Origin of the sequence: Peribacillus simplex, from assembly GCF_030123325.1 — a bacterium.
Classification (GTDB): domain Bacteria; phylum Bacillota; class Bacilli; order Bacillales; family DSM-1321; genus Peribacillus; species Peribacillus simplex_D.
In genome coordinates, this window is sequence record NZ_CP126106.1 from 872104 (window position 1) to 888360 (window position 16257).

Here is a 16257-nt window from a genome sequence, read left to right on the forward strand (position 1 = left end):
GTTTTAGAGTAATGAACCAGATATGTATAAAAGGAGGAAAATGATCATGACATTAAATTTTGGTGTAATAGGAACGGGTGCCATCGGCCGGGAGCATATTAAAAGAATTACAGACAAATTATCCGGAGGGAAAATTGTGGCTGTAACCGATGTGAATGAAGAGGCGGCAAAGCAGGTCGTGAAACAATATGGACTTGAGGCACTTGTATATCCGGATGACAAATCACTGGTAAACTCGGAAAATGTTGATGCTGTGCTTGTTACGAGTTGGGGCCCTGCACATGAGCAAAACGTATTGAATGCGATTGAAGCAGGCAAATATGTATTCTGTGAAAAGCCACTGGCAACAACCGCGGAAGGCTGCAGGAGAATTGCCGAAGCGGAAATGAAACACGGTAAGCGTTTGGTGCAAGTTGGCTTTATGCGACGTTATGATAGCGGTTACGTACAACTGAAAGAAGCCATTGATAGAAATGAAATTGGCGAGCCGCTCATGGTTCGCTGTGTACATCGCAACCCAGAAGTGGATGAAAAATATACGACGGAAATGGCGGTCGTTGATACATTGATTCATGAGATTGATGTATTGCATTGGTTAATCAGCGATGATTACAAATCAGTTCAAGTCATTTACCCGAAAAAAGCAAGCCGCGCGCATGCTAACTTAAAAGATCCCCAACTCATCATAATGGAAACGAAGAGCGGGATTGTCATTCAAGCCGAAGTATTCGTGAATTGTAAATATGGATATGATATCCAATGTGAAGTCATTGGTGAGGAAGGTGTTGCATATCTTCCTGAACCAGCGAGCATCGTGACAAGGAAAGGCGCAAAACGGAGCACGAATATCTTGGTAGATTGGAAAGATCGTTTTGTGGAAGCATATGACATAGAAATACAGGATTTCATAGATTCCATTATAAAGACAGGTCAGCCGAATGGTCCGACTTCATGGGACGGATACATTGCTGCCGTAACAGCTGATGCTTGTGTAAAAGCACAAGAATCCGGACAGAAAGAATCTGTTGACCTTGAAGAGAAGCCGGCCTTTTATACGGGAAAAATCACTGTACAGTGAACGTAGCCATGCATTGAAACGAAAAATAATTTATAGGGGGAAAGACCAATGAAACTAGCTTTGGATCCTACGATGTATGCCAATTTATCATTAAAAGAAATGGTCGATAAAACAGCCGAACTAGGCTATGAATATATCGAACTGTCACCGAGGGAAGATTTTTGTCCATTCTATAAATATCCTAAAGTGGATAAGGAACAGATTAAGAACTTGAAACGCTGGTGTAGCGACGCAGGTGTGAAGATATCATCCTTGCTTCCGCTTTACTACTGGGCCGGTCCTGATGAGGAACGACGCCAGGCCGCAGTCCGAAATTGGAAACGTGCCATTGAAGTTGCAGTGGAATTGGATGTTGACCTGATGAATAGTGAATTTAACGGATCTAAATTCAATGAAGTTATCTGTGAAGAGAAATTCATTAAATCGATGGATGAGCTCCTTCCGGTATTTGAAAGGGAAGGCGTTAAATTGAATTTGCAGGCACACCCATTCGATTTCATCGAAACGCATGAGAGAGCGATGGATATGATCCGTGCCCTTGACCGTCCGTGGATCAACCTTGTGTATTCAACCGCACATACATTTTTCTATGATGATGGCAAAGGCGATATCGCCCCTATGTTCGATTCTGCCGGGGATCGCCTGCAACATGTCTTGTTTGCTGATACATTCAATCATAAAGCATCCAACGGACTCCGTTATATCGTCAATCCTCCAGGTGTCGAGGCAACCGTCCACCAGCATTTGAACATCGGCGAAGCGGAAGTTGACTTTGATACGATCTTCAAAAAACTGAAAGAAATGAATTTTGACGGCATCGCGACAAATGCAGTATTTGCTTGGATCGACAAAGCAGACTGGTCAAGTAAGCTTATGCTTGAAAAAATGAGAGACGGATTGGGTTTAGCAGAAAGAATTGGAGGATGACAGAATGAAACTTTGTTTCAACCAAGCGACAACACTTGAAAATTCCAACTTGGTCAAAGATCTCAAACACTGTGAAAAACATGGTTACGATTATATCGAAATCCGTACCATGGATAAATTGCCTGAGTATTTGGAAGAGCACTCTATTGAAGACCTAGCTGAATTTTTTAACGCAAATCATATTAAACCGCTTGCCTTCAACGCGCTCGTATTCTTTAATAACCGAGATGAAGACGGCCATAAGGCGATAATAGACGAATTTAAAAACATGATGATCATGGCTGAGAAATTGGGTGTGAAATATGTGGTGGCGGTTCCGCTTGTAACGGAAGCGAAAATATTGAAAGAAGATATTAAAAACAGCTGTGTGGAAGTATTGACTGAGCTTTCCGATATCGCTGAACCGTTTGCCGTCAAAATTGCAGTGGAATTTGTCGGGCATCCGCAATGTACTGTGAATACATTCGGTCAGGCATACGATATCGTTGAAACGGTCAACCGTGATAATGTTGGGTTGGTGCTGGACTGTTTTCACTTCCATGCCATGGGTTCCAGTTTGGATGACTTGAAGAAAGCGGATGGGGCGAAAATCTTCATTTTACACATTGATGATACAGAGGATTTTCCGATCGGCTTTTTGACGGATGAAGACCGGGTATGGCCTGGGCATGGTGCCATAGATTTAGACAGCATATTATCCATCTTGAAGGGAATTGGTTATTCTGGCGTTGCCTCTGTGGAATTGTTCCGTCCGGAATATTATGAACTCGATGCTGAAGAAGCCATTATGACAGCAAAAGAAACGGCAATTCAAGTTATTTCGAAACATTTTGCACTGCAGAACTCATAAAGTGGATCATGCAATCTCGGGAATAAGGGGGTGAAGGAATAATGCCTTTAGTATCAATGAGAGAGATGCTTTTAAAAGCAAAAGCAGAAAGGTATGCTGTGGGTCAATATAATATTAATGGTTTGGCATTCGCCCAGTCGTTTTTACAAGCTGCCAATGAGGAACAAGCGCCGATCATACTTGCGGCATCGGACAGGCTTGTTGATTATCTTGGCGGATTTAAAACGATTGCGGCCATGGTAAAAAGCCTTATGGAAGAAATGGACATTACGGTTCCGGTTGCCCTTCATCTTGATCATGGAATGGATGTGGAACGATGCAAGAAAGCGATCGATGCGGGTTTTACATCGGTCATGATCGATGGCTCCCGTCATCCAATAGATGTAAATATTGAAATCACCAAAATGGTTGTCGACTATGCCCAAAAGAACGGTGTTTCCGTTGAGGCGGAAGTGGGGACAGTCGGTGGGACGGAAGATGGCCTCGTTGGAGGTATTCAATATGCAGATCCCCATGAATGCAGGAGGATTGTAAAAGAAACGGAAATTGATGCTCTAGCGGCTGCTTTGGGTTCGGTTCATGGCCCGTATCAAGGAGAACCTAAACTCGGTTTTGAGGAGATGGAATCAATTTCGAACATGACGAATATACCTCTCGTCTTACATGGAGGCTCAGGTATTCCGCTGCACCAAATTAAAAAAGCAATTGAACTTGGACACGCTAAAATAAATGTCAATACCGAAAGCATACAAGTGTGGGCAAAAACGATTCGGGAAGTATTCGCCGTTGAAGGAAAAGTATATGAGCCGCGAGCCATCATCACACCAGCGAAAGAAGCTATCATCTCCGTCGTGAAGAGAAAAATGGCAGAGTTCAATACAAGTGGAAAGGCTTAAGAATGAAAAGGTGTTCCCGATTACGCTGCGGGCACCTTTTTGTACATCCAATTTTTGCATGAGATGCCATAGCTGAAAAATAGTTCGCTGGTCAGGGGAAGTGTTGCAATGACTTTGTTACATAACGCACGCAATAGATTTTTATTTTTAGTGCTCTCATTTATTTTTTGGTTTTCAAATTTCATTTATATTCCCATTTTGTCTCCTTACCTTGAGACGATTGGAGGGGATTATGCATTTATCGGCATGGTACTAGGCAGTTATGGGCTGATGCAATTTCTCTTCAGGCTTCCGATCGGGATTTTTTCCGACCTCATAAAAGCAAGAAAACCTTTTATTATATTTGGAATGGTCGTGAGTACGTTGAGTTGCGTGACATTTGCATGGGCCGATAGTTTAGGCTGGATCCTTTTGGCCCGCTCGTTAGCTGGAATTGCCGCTGCAACTTGGGTAGCCTTCACCATTTTATTTTCCAGCTATTTTTCAGAACGTGATCTTCACCGAGCGATGGGCAGTATCTCGTTAGCTGTGGTTCTGGCACAGCTGCTTGGAATGGTGGTCAGCGGATACATTGTCGATCAATGGGGATGGCAAGCACCTTTTTGGATGGGAGGATTTATTGGTTTCGTTGGTATCGTCCTTTCACTTTTTATTTACGAATCGAACGAAGATTTTCCGCAAGAGCCTATTCAATTGAAAGAACTCGTATCAGTCATGCTTGAACCGGCACTTTTAAAAGTATCATTTCTATCCATTCTCGCACATGGCATCATCTTCACGACAATGTTCGGCTTCACCCCGACATTTGCTTTAAAGCTTGGTCTCCAGACTGAAGAGATCAGCATGGTCATCTTTTCATTCATGATTCCTCATGCCATTGCCACCATGTTTAGCGGAAAAATATTCGTACCATTATTCGGACAATGGAGGTTACTGAAACTAGCATTCGGACTAACGGCCATTTTTACACTATGTACGCCATTAATAGATACAAAAGGGATGCTTTTTATGATCCAAGGATTGAATGGATTCTCATTAGGCACTCTTTTTCCCTTGTTTTTAGGAATGGCAGTGGAGTCGATTCCCCTAGAAAAAAGGGCAACGGCAATGGGGGCATATCAAGCAATCTATGCGATTGGTATGTTTGCGGGACCTTTCATTGCAGGAGTATTGATTTCACATTTAGGTATTTCTGCAGGATTTTATTTCGCTGGATCATTAGGTGCAACCGCTGTGTTCTTTATGATTGTATGGAGTCGCCTTGAAATGAAAGCAACAAAACATAATTTGAAATTGAACTAAGCGATGAAATGGATGCTAGTTTAAATAGAGGAGGAGAACTTATGAAGGTTGGATTAGTTACGGACATTTTAGGTTACATGCCATTTGAAGAGATGCTGGATACGTGTGTGGATCAGGGGATAGAGACACTGGAGCTTGGATGCGGTAATTGGTCGGATGCTCCACATCTCGATCTCGATGGGCTTCTTGGCAGCACCGCAAAACGAAAGCAATTTTTAAATGAATTAAATGTAAGGGGGATAAGCATTGCAGCGTTGAATTGTTCTGGCAATCAGCTTGATCCATCAGATGAAGGAACCATGCATAAAGCCGTTGTTAATAAGACCTTTCAGCTAGCTGGGCTTTTAGGAGTCGAAACGGTTGTCATGATGTCGGGGTGTCCTGGCGGCGGACCAAGTGACAGGACGCCCAATTGGCTGACACATCCCATTTTGCCCTCACATTTTGAGATGCTTGATTGGCAGTGGAATGAGGTGGCGTTCCCTTATTGGGAAAAAGCTGTGACAACGGCTAAAGAAAATGGAGTTAGAAAGGTTGCCATCGAAAATCTAGGCTGCAATTTAGTTTACAATTCCGAGACACTCTTTAAATTGAGGGATGAAGTCGGTGATACGGTCGGCATGAATTTTGATCCGAGTCATTTATTTTGGATGGGCGGTGACCCCATCGCAGCTTTAAGGAATTTAGGAAGCGCAGTTTATCATATACATGCAAAAGATGTTCGCTTAGAAAGAGGGATATATGATGTCCAGGGATTGATTGATGTGAAACCGATGAACCAATATTCAGATAGATCATGGAATTATGTTGCACTCGGTTATGGACACGACAGTGGCTGGTGGAAGGAGTTTTTTACTATCGTTAAAATGATAGGTTATGAAGGGCCCATCGTTCTCGAAATGGAAGATTTGACAATGGAACCAATAACGGGCGTGAAAAAATCCATGAATATTTTGAAAGAAACGTTGCCTAGAGAATTCGATGTTTTAACATGAAGTCTAAATTACTTTATAATGGACTTAATGAAAATGAAAAAAGAAATTGGCAGGTGGAGATAATAGTATGAAAATGAGCGATGTGGCGAAATTGGCAAACGTATCTCCTGCAACCGTTTCAAGAGTGCTCAGACAGCCGGATTTAGTCAGCGAGGATACTAAACAAAAGGTGCTGCAGGTGATTGAAGAGATGAATTACAAGCCTCACATGATTGCCAGTCAGTTCAGGACGAAAGAGACAAAGATCATTCTGGTCGTCGTTCCGGATATAACAAGGCCCTTTTTTTCCGAAGTGCTTCGGGGCATTGAGCATACAGCTGTAGAAAATGGCTATCAGGTTATATTGGGAGATACGGAGAACGACATTGAACGGGAAAAGGAATATATCGATTTGCTATACAAAAAGCAGGCAGATGGAGCGTTACTCCTTACCGCTAGAATGAACAGGGAAAGCCTGGAAAAACTATCAAATCAATTTCCGATTGTACTGGCATGTGAATACGTGGACGGACTGGACATTCCAACTGTATCGATCGACAATGTAAGCAGTGCCAGAAAAGTTACGGAACACTTAATCAAGCTTGGACATAGACGGATTGCCCATATAACAGGGCCTATGAATATCATTCTCAGCCGGGATCGCCTAGGGGGGTTCCAGCAGGCGATGAATAGCCATCACTTGAAGGTCAACCCGGAATTCATCCAGGAAGGGGATTATGGCATTGACTCGGGTTATGACCAGATGGTGAAATTATTATCGCTGGAAAACAAGCCTGAAGCAGTCTTTGTTTTTAATGATGAAATGGCGCTGGGAGCTGTAAAGGCGATCCAGGATCAAGGCTTGAGTGTTCCCGAGGATATTGCTGTCGTAGGTTTTGATAATTTGAAAATAGCATCGATTTTTAATCCTCATATAACGACCATTGACCAACCTAAGTACGAAATAGGGAAAAAGGCAACGAACTTATTGCTGACCTTAATGAAAGGCGGAACCATTGAACAGAAAAAATTCGTTCTGGAAGATGAGTTGATCATCCGCGAATCCTGCGGTTCTAAATTGGAAAAAAGCTTGAATGCATAAAAAATGTTTGGCAAAATTGCTATGTTAGTAATTGAATGGCTTCCTTTTATGGAAGCCTTATTCGTTTGAAAGTAACCATTAGATTGAATGTTAGGGCTTTTAATTGGCCTTATTTTTGATTCAAAAATTTCACTTTTAGTGGATTCCAGTCCTGATGAATTTACAAATACTTTTTGTATTTCTTTAATTTATAGATGACTGTTGGCTGGCTGATGCCCAAATGTTCTGCCATTTCGTATGTGGTTTTACATTTTTTCCATGCTTTTGCAATCAGTTGCCTTTCAACCTTTTCCAGCGTCTTCTTTAAATCGAAATTCTCTTCACAATCCTGTTCGATTGCGAGGAAGGTGGAGTCTTCAGGCTGTTCAATTTGCCCTGTGATGGATTGCGGAAGGTGTTCGGGAAATATAATTGGTTCTTCGATGGTCAGGATTAACCGTTCAATTAAGTTTTCTAATTCCCGAATATTTCCTGGCCAATGATAATGGGTCAAAACTTCATAAGTTGATGGATGGATTTTTTTGAATTTCTGGTATTTATCACTGGTTTTCTGTAAGTAATGCTGAATTAAGAGAGGGATATCTTCTTTACGTTCATGTAATGCCGGAATTTGGATGGGAATCACATTCAAACGATAAAATAAGTCCAATCTAAACTTACCTTCACTTACCATCTCCTTCAAATCTTGATTAGTTGCTGCAACCAGGCGGAAGTTAATATGGTTTTCCTTTTTTCCACCTATGCGCTTTATCTTTTTTTCCTGTAATACTTTCAGTAATTTAGCTTGCATGGCAAGTGGGAGTTCCCCGATTTCATCCAAGAAAAGGGTTCCGCTGTCAGCCTGCTCAATCAGGCCTTGCCTCCCTTGTTTATTTGCCCCTGTAAATGATCCCGGCTCATAGCCGAATATTTCCGATTCAAACAAGCTATCAGGTATCGTACTGCAATTCACTTCGATAAAAGGTTCTTTCTTTCGGTTACTTTGGTCATGAACAGCACGGGCAAAAGTGCTTTTCCCTACCCCGGAAGGACCTAATAAAAGAATCGTGGCATCGGTTTTTGCAACATTATGGATCGTTTTTAAAATATGCTTCGTTTCATTACTTCTAGCAATCAAATAATGATAATCCAGTTCCTTTTCTCTTAAATCCTCGACTTCCGTTTGATAGCCTTTTACTTTTCGTTGTAATTGTTCAAATTGATCCTGCAATTGCAGGATCTCGGTTTGATCCTGCCCATAGCTGATTACCCTGACGAGAAGTCCTTTCTTATTAAAAATGGGATAGCCAGTCGACATGACAACATGACCCGTTTTCGTTTCCTGCATTATGCGCTTCGCTTTCTTTTCTTTTAAAACAATTGCATTGATGGAAGGTGTGAGAAGGCCCTCGCTTTCTAATTGATAGACGGAGGTACCGATATAAGAGTCACTTTCCATACCATAAATCTCCCAAAGCTTTGGGTTGGAATATAAAATGATTCCATCTTGATCGGTAATGAGAATGTTATTATTCGATGTTTCAATAATCTTATTTAGTTCTTCCTCCAGCATATCGTCGTACATACATTCCGCTCCTTTCGGTTCTGGGATGCTGTTTAATTAAAATATAAATCAAAAAGTCTAAATAATCAAAAATTAAATTAAAAAACAAGAAAATGATTAAGTTTTTAATCATTTGATGAAACAAAATAATGAAAAGCCTTATATACCGCAGCGAAATAGTTGGCCTGAATCTTGCTTATGTAAAAGGTAAGAAGTGAATTTCCAAACAAGGTGTTATATATGTCCATTCTATTTGAAAGGCTCTTTTCGTAAAGATTGTTCTTTTTAAAACGAAACGATTTAAGATTGATTGGAGCGGAAGTGCGAGACTCCTGCGGGAGCAGCGGGACAGGTGAGACCCCACAGGCGTTCACGCCGAGGAGGCTCACCCCCCGCCCCGCGGAAAGCGAGCATTGGAGGGGAAATCAACCACACCGCATTACTTGGTGAATAGCAACAAAGTATTCGAAAACAGCCATTTGAATAGATGGAAGTTTGTATGACATCTGCCATTGCAGTGGAGTGAAAAATAATAATAGCAGAATTAGAATTTAGGAGGATGTTACATGATGAAGTATCAACCGAAAGACTCATTCAAATCACCCCGTTTTTGTGGAGTGCGTACGTTTATGAGACTACCATTTGTTGAACAGGTAGATGAACATATGGATTTTGTCATTACGGGAATTCCTTTTGATTCCGGGCAATCATTTAGAACGGGTGCTAGATTCGGACCAGAAGCCATTCGCGATTTTTCAATCCTTTTACGTCCTTATAATCCAGAACAAGATATTAATATTTTTGACTATATATCAGGAATTGATTATGGGGATATTCCGATCATTCCGGGGTATATTTCTGAAACATATAACAAGATCGAAGAAGAGCTTACCCCCGTCATTGAAAAAGGGATCATTCCCATTTCATTGGGAGGCGATCATTCCATTACGCTAGGGGAGTTACGTGCAATCGTAAAAAAACATGGTCCAGTTGCCCTGCTTCAATTCGATGCTCACTCTGATACTTGGGATAGTTATTTTGATCAAAAGTATAATCACGGAACCGTTTTTCGCCGCGCGATAGAAGAGGGTCTCATTGATGTATCCCGATCTCTTCAAATTGGTATGAGGGGTGGTCTATATGGACCGGAAGATCTTCAGGATGCCCGGGATTTAGGTTTGGGCGTTTATACGACAAACGATTATAAACGTATCGGGGTCGAAAAGATGCTAAGGGTCATTCATGAGCGTGTTGGGGATGGTCCGGTGTTTTTATCTTTTGACATTGATTTTTTAGATCCGGTCTATGCTCCAGGAACGGGTACCCCTGAAGTTTCCGGAGCCAGCATTGATGATGCTTTAGCCTTGGTGAGAGGATTGACGAATATAGATTTTGTTGGATTCGACCTTGTTGAGGTTTTACCATCATATGATCACGGACAAATCACCGCAGCCGCAGCCGCTAATATCGTCTATGAATTCATCACACTCATCGCTCTCGCAAAAAAAGGGAAACTGGAGAAAAAAGAGAGTGCCGGAGATTTGGAAACACAGCTTAACAATTAATTCCTCATTTTTACTGGAAAGAAGGAAGGTATCGGTGAAATCCCTTCCTTTCTTCTTTACTAAGCGATAGAACATAACAAGCCCAAAAGGAGATGTATAAATGCATATTTTGGATATATCGATCATGATTCTATATTTTTCTGTTTTAATCATTGTGGGAGTAATCGGATCCAAACGGGCAAAAACGGCAGATGATTTCATTGTGGCAGGACGTAATCTTGGTCATTTTATGTATTTATCCTGTTTAGCTGCTGTGATATTAGGGGGTGCTTCTACTCTAGGAACAGCAAAGTTAGGTTATCAGTTTGGGATATCCGGTATTTGGCTAGTGGTGATGATCGGGCTCGGCATTATCGCTATCGGGTTGTTTTTAACAAATAAGATATTTAATTTAAAAGTATTGACGATCAGTGAAATGCTTGAGAAGCGCTACAACTCTCAGACAAGATTGATCAGTGCCCTTGTCTCTGTTATCTATACATTCATGCTGACTGTAACGCAAGTGATTGGGATGGGGACGATTTTACATGTTTTGGCTGGCTGGAATTTAACGGTTTCCATGATAGTCGGGGGTGGGATCGTTTTATTTTATACGATATTAGGAGGTATGTGGTCAGTCACCATGACTGATGTCGTGCAATTCGTCATCATGACGATCGGTATTTTCTTTATCATGCTTCCGATGAGCATCTCAAAGGCAGGAGGGTGGGGCTCGCTTAAAGAAAATCTCCCTGCATCACATTTCGAGCTAGGAAACATTGGCGGAGAGACAATTTTTCAATATTTCCTACTATTTACCCTAGGGGTAGTTGTTGGCCAAGATATTTGGCAGCGTCTTTTTACCGCACGAACCAAAGCTGTTTCTCGTGGCGGAACGGTTGGAGCGGGACTATATAGTGTTTTTTATGCGATTGCAATCAGTATCATTGGAATGTGCGCTTTTATTATCCTTCCCGATTTAGGAGATCCACAAAATGCATTTACCAGCATAGCGATGGTAACTTTACCTGCCGGTCTATTGGGGGTTGTCATTGCGAGTGTGGTATCTGCGCTAATGTCCACAGCGTCAGGAACTTTGCTTGCTTCGTCCACTTTAGTTGTTAATGACATCATTAAAAAATATATTGGTCCAAAAATGAGTGAACGACAATTTTTAAAAACATCCCGAATTACAACTTTAACGATCGGTGTATTGACCATAATCGTTTCGATATGGATTCAAGATATTTTAGTTGCATTAGATGTAGCTTACGCAATTTTATCCGGTGCTGTGTTCTTTCCGATCATCCTTGGTTTCTTTTGGAAGAGGGTCACGGCCACTGCAGCATTTTACTCCATTCTGGCCAGCATGATCGTTATTATTGTGGGATTGGTGATTAATGGACCTTCCTCCACTCAACCAATTCTGTACGGGCTCGCTACTAGTTTTGTCGTCATCACTACGATTACTTTCCTAAGTTCCAATAATGATCACAAGAACGAAAGTAAAGTAAAGCAAGATGTAAATGGTAAAGCTGACATGGACACTATGGTTAATTGAAGGCTCGGCAAAAAACGGAAAAATAGAGGAGGAAAGTAAAAATGACAAAGACAATTTCCCTGCAACCCGCAACATTCAATACAATGGAAGAGGAACGCAATCACCGGAAGGAACGTTTGGCAGCTTCATTCCGCCTTTTTTCAAAGTTCGGTTTCGATGAAGGGATAGCTGGCCATATTACGGTCCGTGATCCAAAATATACAGACCATTTCTGGGTCAATCCGTTTGGGATGCATTTTAGTCAGATTTCCGTTTCTGATCTTATATTGGTTAATCATAAAGGTGATATTGTAGAGGGGGAACATTCCGTGAATGGTGCTGCATTTGCCATTCATTCTGAAATTCATAAAGCGCGACCGGATGCGATTGCAGCGGCACATGCTCATTCGGTCTATGGAAAGACATGGTCTTCCTTAGGGAGACTGTTAGATCCGATTACGCAAGATGCCTGCCAATTTTACAATGACCATGCATTATTTGATGATTTTACTGGTGTGGTTTATGCATCCGAAGAGGGAAAAAGCATTGCTAAGGCTTTAGGTCAAAACAAAGCTGTCATCCTCCGCAATCATGGATTGTTAACGGTCGGCCAATCTGTAGATTCAGCTGCTTGGTGGTTCATAACGATGGAACGTTCATGTCAAGCACAGATAATGGCTGAATCTGTAGGTAAGCCGATTTTTATAGAAGAAGAGTATGCAAAGTTAACGGCAGAACAAACGGGAACGGAATATGAGGGATGGCTGAGTTTTCAGCCTCTTTGGGACAGAATCAGAAAAGAGCAACCAGATTTCTTGAAGTAATCATAAAGCGCGGCATGGTATAATCGCAACGGATTGCCTTCCCATAAAAGAGGGAAAAGGGAATCGGAGGTTCTTGAGGAGGTTTTATGATGTCTGGTTCTAAGAAAATGGCACCTTCACTTTATATCAGGGTCGATATACCGGAAAAATACATCAATGAGTTTAAGGAGATTTGTTCAGAAGTTGTTGTCGAGCCATGGGAATTCGGCCAACCTGAACCACAGCCAACAGTTGATTTATCAAAGTTTGATGTCCTTTATACGCTGGGGCTTCATGATAATCTTAACATTATAAAAAAAGCTCCAAGGATTAAATGGGTCCATTCAGACAGTGCTGGAGTGGAGGCCATGCTGAATGAAGATATACAAAACAGCGATGTTATCATCACGAATGTCAAAGGCTGCACATCTGTCCCGATAGCCGAGCATACAATTGCGATGCTATCTTCGTTAGCAAGAGGCATACCGACAATGATCCGAAATCAAATGAACAAAACCTGGGTTGAAATTCCTGTGAAAGACCTTGAAAATGCGACAGTGGGGATAATAGGGTATGGGGATATTGGCTATGAGATAGCAAAGAGATGTAAAGCACTAGGTATGACCGTTATCGGGTGCCGCCGGAATCCCTCAAAAAGGAACAAAGAATATGAACCTGCTGATTTGATAATGGGTATGGATCAAGTGGATGATGTCCTTTCCAGGTCCGATTTTGTCGTCTTGGCACTTCCATATACAAAAGATACCTCATATTTTTTTAATAAGGAACGTTTAAATAAAATGAAAAAAGGCAGCTATGTAATTAATGTCGGCCGAGGTAATACGATTGTGGATGAAGATTTAATCGATTACTTAAGCAATGGGCACATAGCAGGAGCGGCTCTAGATGTGTTTGAAGTAGAACCTTTACCTAAGGATCACCCTTTCTGGCAGCTGGGAAATGTCATGATTTCCCCGCATAATGCTTACAACTCTTCCAGACACCTAGATCGTGTGATGGAATTATTCCTGAAAAATTTAAAGCTTTTTTCTGACGGTAAACCCCTAATGAACGTTGTGGAAAAAAAACTTGGTTATTAACAGGAATCGGTCTTTTGAAAGAAAGTTCAACGATCAATCATAAAAATGAAGTACGAGGGCAGACCCAGATTGGGTTTGCTTTTTTTGTTTAAAAGCCACCGCTTCATCTTTTTCTTGTATAGGACAATCTCTGATCAGGAAAAGCTGGATATAAGGAGGCGATGTATGAATGGGTACTTTCGAAGTTATTTCCCTAATGCTAAGCTTTGGCATGTTTGTAATTGCTATTCTTGATTTCAAAAATCATGACAAGAATCCTTGAAGATTATGATGGCCGGCCGATTATTTGGATCATTAATGGAAGCGTTTTAAAAAAATAGCGGATTAGAAGTATTGATTCCTTGATTTTTTAAACTTGCAGAGAACACCATTATGAGGTGTTCTTTTTGTTTACAATCAAATTCAATAGCATATTCCATTCATAGGCTTTGTCATTTTTGACAAAACAATGATATACAAGTATAGTCTCTAATAGACCGGTTGATATAATTTCAAGGAGTGATCCAGCTATGGCAGAAAAACGAAACTCGAAAGACATTCTTATTGAAGCTGCTTCCCGACTTTTTCGGATACGTGGATATTACGGTGTAGGGCTCAAGGACATTATTGAGGAAAGTGGTATCCCAAAAGGTTCGCTGTATCATTATTTTCCGAAAGGCAAGGAAGAATTGGCGATCGAGGCGATTATCCATACAAAAGAATTCGTGATAGATGAAATTAAACGGGGATTTGATGAAATTGAAGACCCTATAAAAGCCATTCAGTCTCATATTTTTCATTTATCCGAGGTATTTGGTGATAGTGATAATCTATTAGGACTGCCAATCGGGACGATTGCAGCGGAAACATATACGACGAGTGAGCAGATAAGAACGGCCTGTCAAGAAGCGATAGAAGATTGGCAATCCATATATGTGAAAAAATTACTCGAGGCGGAATTCAGTGAGAAACGGGCAAAAGAATTGAGTATCGTAATCAATGCTTTAATCGAAGGCGGTATCCTTTTATCCTTAACGGCGAAAAACGGGGAACCTCTCCAAGCCATTGCGGAACAGATACCATTATTGCTAATAAATAAATAAATAAATAAATAAGTCATGCGGAAAAATTATCTTAAGCTTAGGTCGAACAGTTAGTAATTGGAGGAATTATTTTATGTCTGCAAATGCAACACAGCAACAAAACCCAGTCATTAGAACGACCCCTATATTAATTGCATTTTTAATTGCTGGGTTCATTGGGTTATTCAGCGAGACGGCATTAAACATGGCGCTGGGGGATTTAATACAAGAATTCAATGCCAGTCCTGCCACTGTGCAATGGCTGACAACGGGTTACCTATTAACATTGGGGATATTGGTTCCCGTTTCGGGACTCTTGATTCAGTGGTTCAATACTCGTCAATTATTCATTGCCTCAATGGTGTTCTCCATCATTGGGACACTCATTGCAGCAATTGCACCTGGGTTTGGCATCTTGATGCTAGCCCGTGTCATCCAGGCTATCGGAACGGGTCTCTTATTACCTCTCATGTTCAATACCATTTTATTGATTTTCCCTATTCATAAAAGGGGAGCAACGATGGGATTGATGGGGCTGGTGATCATGTTTGCCCCAGCTATCGGACCGACAGCTTCAGGTTTGATTATCGAAAACCTAAAGTGGAATTACATTTTCTGGGTGTCTTTGCCGTTCTTTGTGATCGCTTTACTATTCGGTCTTAAGTATATGCAAAACGTTTCAACGATCACCAAACCTAAAATCGATGTACCATCCATTCTTTTATCGACCATCGGTTTTGGGGGAATTGTTTATGGCTTTAGTATTGTCGGGGAGCAAGGATGGAGCAATGCGATAGTTCTATCTTCGATCATTGTTGGACTTATAGCGCTATTCCTGTTTGCTGTGAGGCAATTCAACATGGATAAACCGATGATTGATTTGCGCGTTTTTAAATACCCGATGTTCACGTTAGGGTTAATAACCGTCTTCATCACATTCATGATCATCATGTCATCCATGATTCTCTTACCGTTATACCTGCAAACCGGTCTTGCATTAGCTGCGTTTTCTGCTGGGCTTGTACTATTACCGGGTGGAGTGCTTAATGGTATCATGTCTCCGGTTACTGGGCGCATTTTTGATAAGTTCGGGCCAAAAGGGTTAGTGATCCCAGGCTTCATTATCATGATTGCCATGTTATGGACTTTGACGAACGTAACGACTGAAACGACGATCATTATGGTAATCGTCATGCATACTCTCCTTATGATTGGTGTTTCGATGGTCATGATGCCGGCCCAGACAAATGGTCTGAATCAACTGCCGAAAAATCTTTATCCGGATGGAACGGCTTTAATGAATACATTGCAGCAAGTATCGGGGGCCATCGGTACAACCGTTGCCATTACAATCATGTCAGCATCCCAAAAAAATTATATGGCAAATGCAGAAGATCCGTTCGATCCATCGGCCATCAGCGGTTCATTGACTGCAGGTGTTCAAGATGCCTTTATATTCGGTCTTGTCCTTGCAATCATTGGTTTGATCGTGTCACTTTTTATCAGGACAGCACGAGACTAATAAGATATTAATGAA

Annotated in this window: 15 protein-coding genes; 14 read left to right on the forward strand and 1 reads right to left on the reverse strand. The window is 41.3% G+C overall.

The features are described from left to right. The first annotated feature begins 46 nt into the window (after nt 1-46). The 7 genes from QNH43_RS04200 to QNH43_RS04230 all read left to right on the forward strand — a co-directional run bounded on the left by QNH43_RS04200 (nt 47) and on the right by QNH43_RS04230 (nt 7129). On the forward strand, nt 47-1078 hold the full coding sequence (locus tag QNH43_RS04200; RefSeq protein WP_076367765.1) for a bifunctional inositol 2-dehydrogenase/D-chiro-inositol 1-dehydrogenase: 1032 nt from the start codon (nt 47-49) through the stop codon (nt 1076-1078). Between the two features lie 48 nt (nt 1079-1126). Continuing rightward, nucleotides 1127-2005, forward strand: a complete 879-nt coding sequence (locus QNH43_RS04205; RefSeq protein WP_283916901.1) for a sugar phosphate isomerase/epimerase family protein — start codon at nt 1127-1129, stop codon at nt 2003-2005. A gap of 4 nt (nt 2006-2009) precedes the next feature. Then, nucleotides 2010-2855, forward strand: coding sequence for a 2-keto-myo-inositol isomerase (gene iolI, locus QNH43_RS04210; RefSeq protein ID WP_283916902.1), 846 nt, complete (start codon nt 2010-2012; stop codon nt 2853-2855). Nucleotides 2856-2896: 41 nt separating this feature from the next. Next, nucleotides 2897-3751, forward strand: a complete 855-nt coding sequence (fba, locus tag QNH43_RS04215; protein ID WP_283916903.1) for a class II fructose-1,6-bisphosphate aldolase — start codon at nt 2897-2899, stop codon at nt 3749-3751. Between the two features lie 108 nt (nt 3752-3859). After that, nucleotides 3860-5053 (forward strand): MFS transporter, encoded by a 1194-nt coding sequence (locus QNH43_RS04220; protein ID WP_283916904.1) that lies wholly within the window; start codon nt 3860-3862, stop codon nt 5051-5053. A 41-nt stretch (nt 5054-5094) separates the two neighbouring features. Continuing rightward, nucleotides 5095-6048: a sugar phosphate isomerase/epimerase family protein gene (locus QNH43_RS04225; RefSeq protein WP_283916905.1), complete on the forward strand. Its 954-nt coding sequence runs from the start codon at nt 5095-5097 to the stop codon at nt 6046-6048. A 67-nt stretch (nt 6049-6115) separates the two neighbouring features. Continuing rightward, nucleotides 6116-7129 (forward strand): LacI family DNA-binding transcriptional regulator, encoded by a 1014-nt coding sequence (locus QNH43_RS04230; RefSeq protein ID WP_283916906.1) that lies wholly within the window; start codon nt 6116-6118, stop codon nt 7127-7129. A gap of 160 nt (nt 7130-7289) precedes the next feature. On the opposite strand, the gene QNH43_RS04235 is transcribed toward QNH43_RS04230, so the two are convergent. Beyond that, nucleotides 7290-8693, reverse strand: a complete 1404-nt coding sequence (locus QNH43_RS04235; protein ID WP_283916907.1) for a sigma-54 interaction domain-containing protein — start codon at nt 8691-8693, stop codon at nt 7290-7292. 545 nt (nt 8694-9238) lie between these two features. Here QNH43_RS04235 and speB point away from each other — a divergent pair. The 7 genes from speB to QNH43_RS04265 all read left to right on the forward strand — a co-directional run bounded on the left by speB (nt 9239) and on the right by QNH43_RS04265 (nt 16242). Then, the gene (gene speB / locus QNH43_RS04240) at nt 9239-10237 is read left to right on the forward strand and encodes an agmatinase (RefSeq protein ID WP_283916908.1); all 999 of its coding nucleotides are present in this window, start codon (nt 9239-9241) and stop codon (nt 10235-10237) included. Between the two features lie 100 nt (nt 10238-10337). Then, on the forward strand, nt 10338-11777 hold the full coding sequence (locus QNH43_RS04245; protein WP_283916909.1) for a sodium:solute symporter family protein: 1440 nt from the start codon (nt 10338-10340) through the stop codon (nt 11775-11777). A gap of 41 nt (nt 11778-11818) precedes the next feature. Next, nucleotides 11819-12580, forward strand: coding sequence for a class II aldolase/adducin family protein (locus QNH43_RS04250; protein ID WP_283916910.1), 762 nt, complete (start codon nt 11819-11821; stop codon nt 12578-12580). Nucleotides 12581-12669: 89 nt separating this feature from the next. After that, nucleotides 12670-13659, forward strand: a complete 990-nt coding sequence (locus tag QNH43_RS04255; RefSeq protein WP_283916911.1) for a D-2-hydroxyacid dehydrogenase — start codon at nt 12670-12672, stop codon at nt 13657-13659. Between the two features lie 169 nt (nt 13660-13828). Further along, nucleotides 13829-13921, forward strand: a complete 93-nt coding sequence (locus QNH43_RS27710; RefSeq protein WP_220126990.1) for a putative holin-like toxin — start codon at nt 13829-13831, stop codon at nt 13919-13921. A 247-nt stretch (nt 13922-14168) separates the two neighbouring features. Then, nucleotides 14169-14741 (forward strand): TetR/AcrR family transcriptional regulator, encoded by a 573-nt coding sequence (locus tag QNH43_RS04260; protein WP_283916912.1) that lies wholly within the window; start codon nt 14169-14171, stop codon nt 14739-14741. Between the two features lie 73 nt (nt 14742-14814). After that, nucleotides 14815-16242: an MDR family MFS transporter gene (locus QNH43_RS04265; protein ID WP_283916913.1), complete on the forward strand. Its 1428-nt coding sequence runs from the start codon at nt 14815-14817 to the stop codon at nt 16240-16242. Nucleotides 16243-16257: the final 15 nt, after the last annotated feature.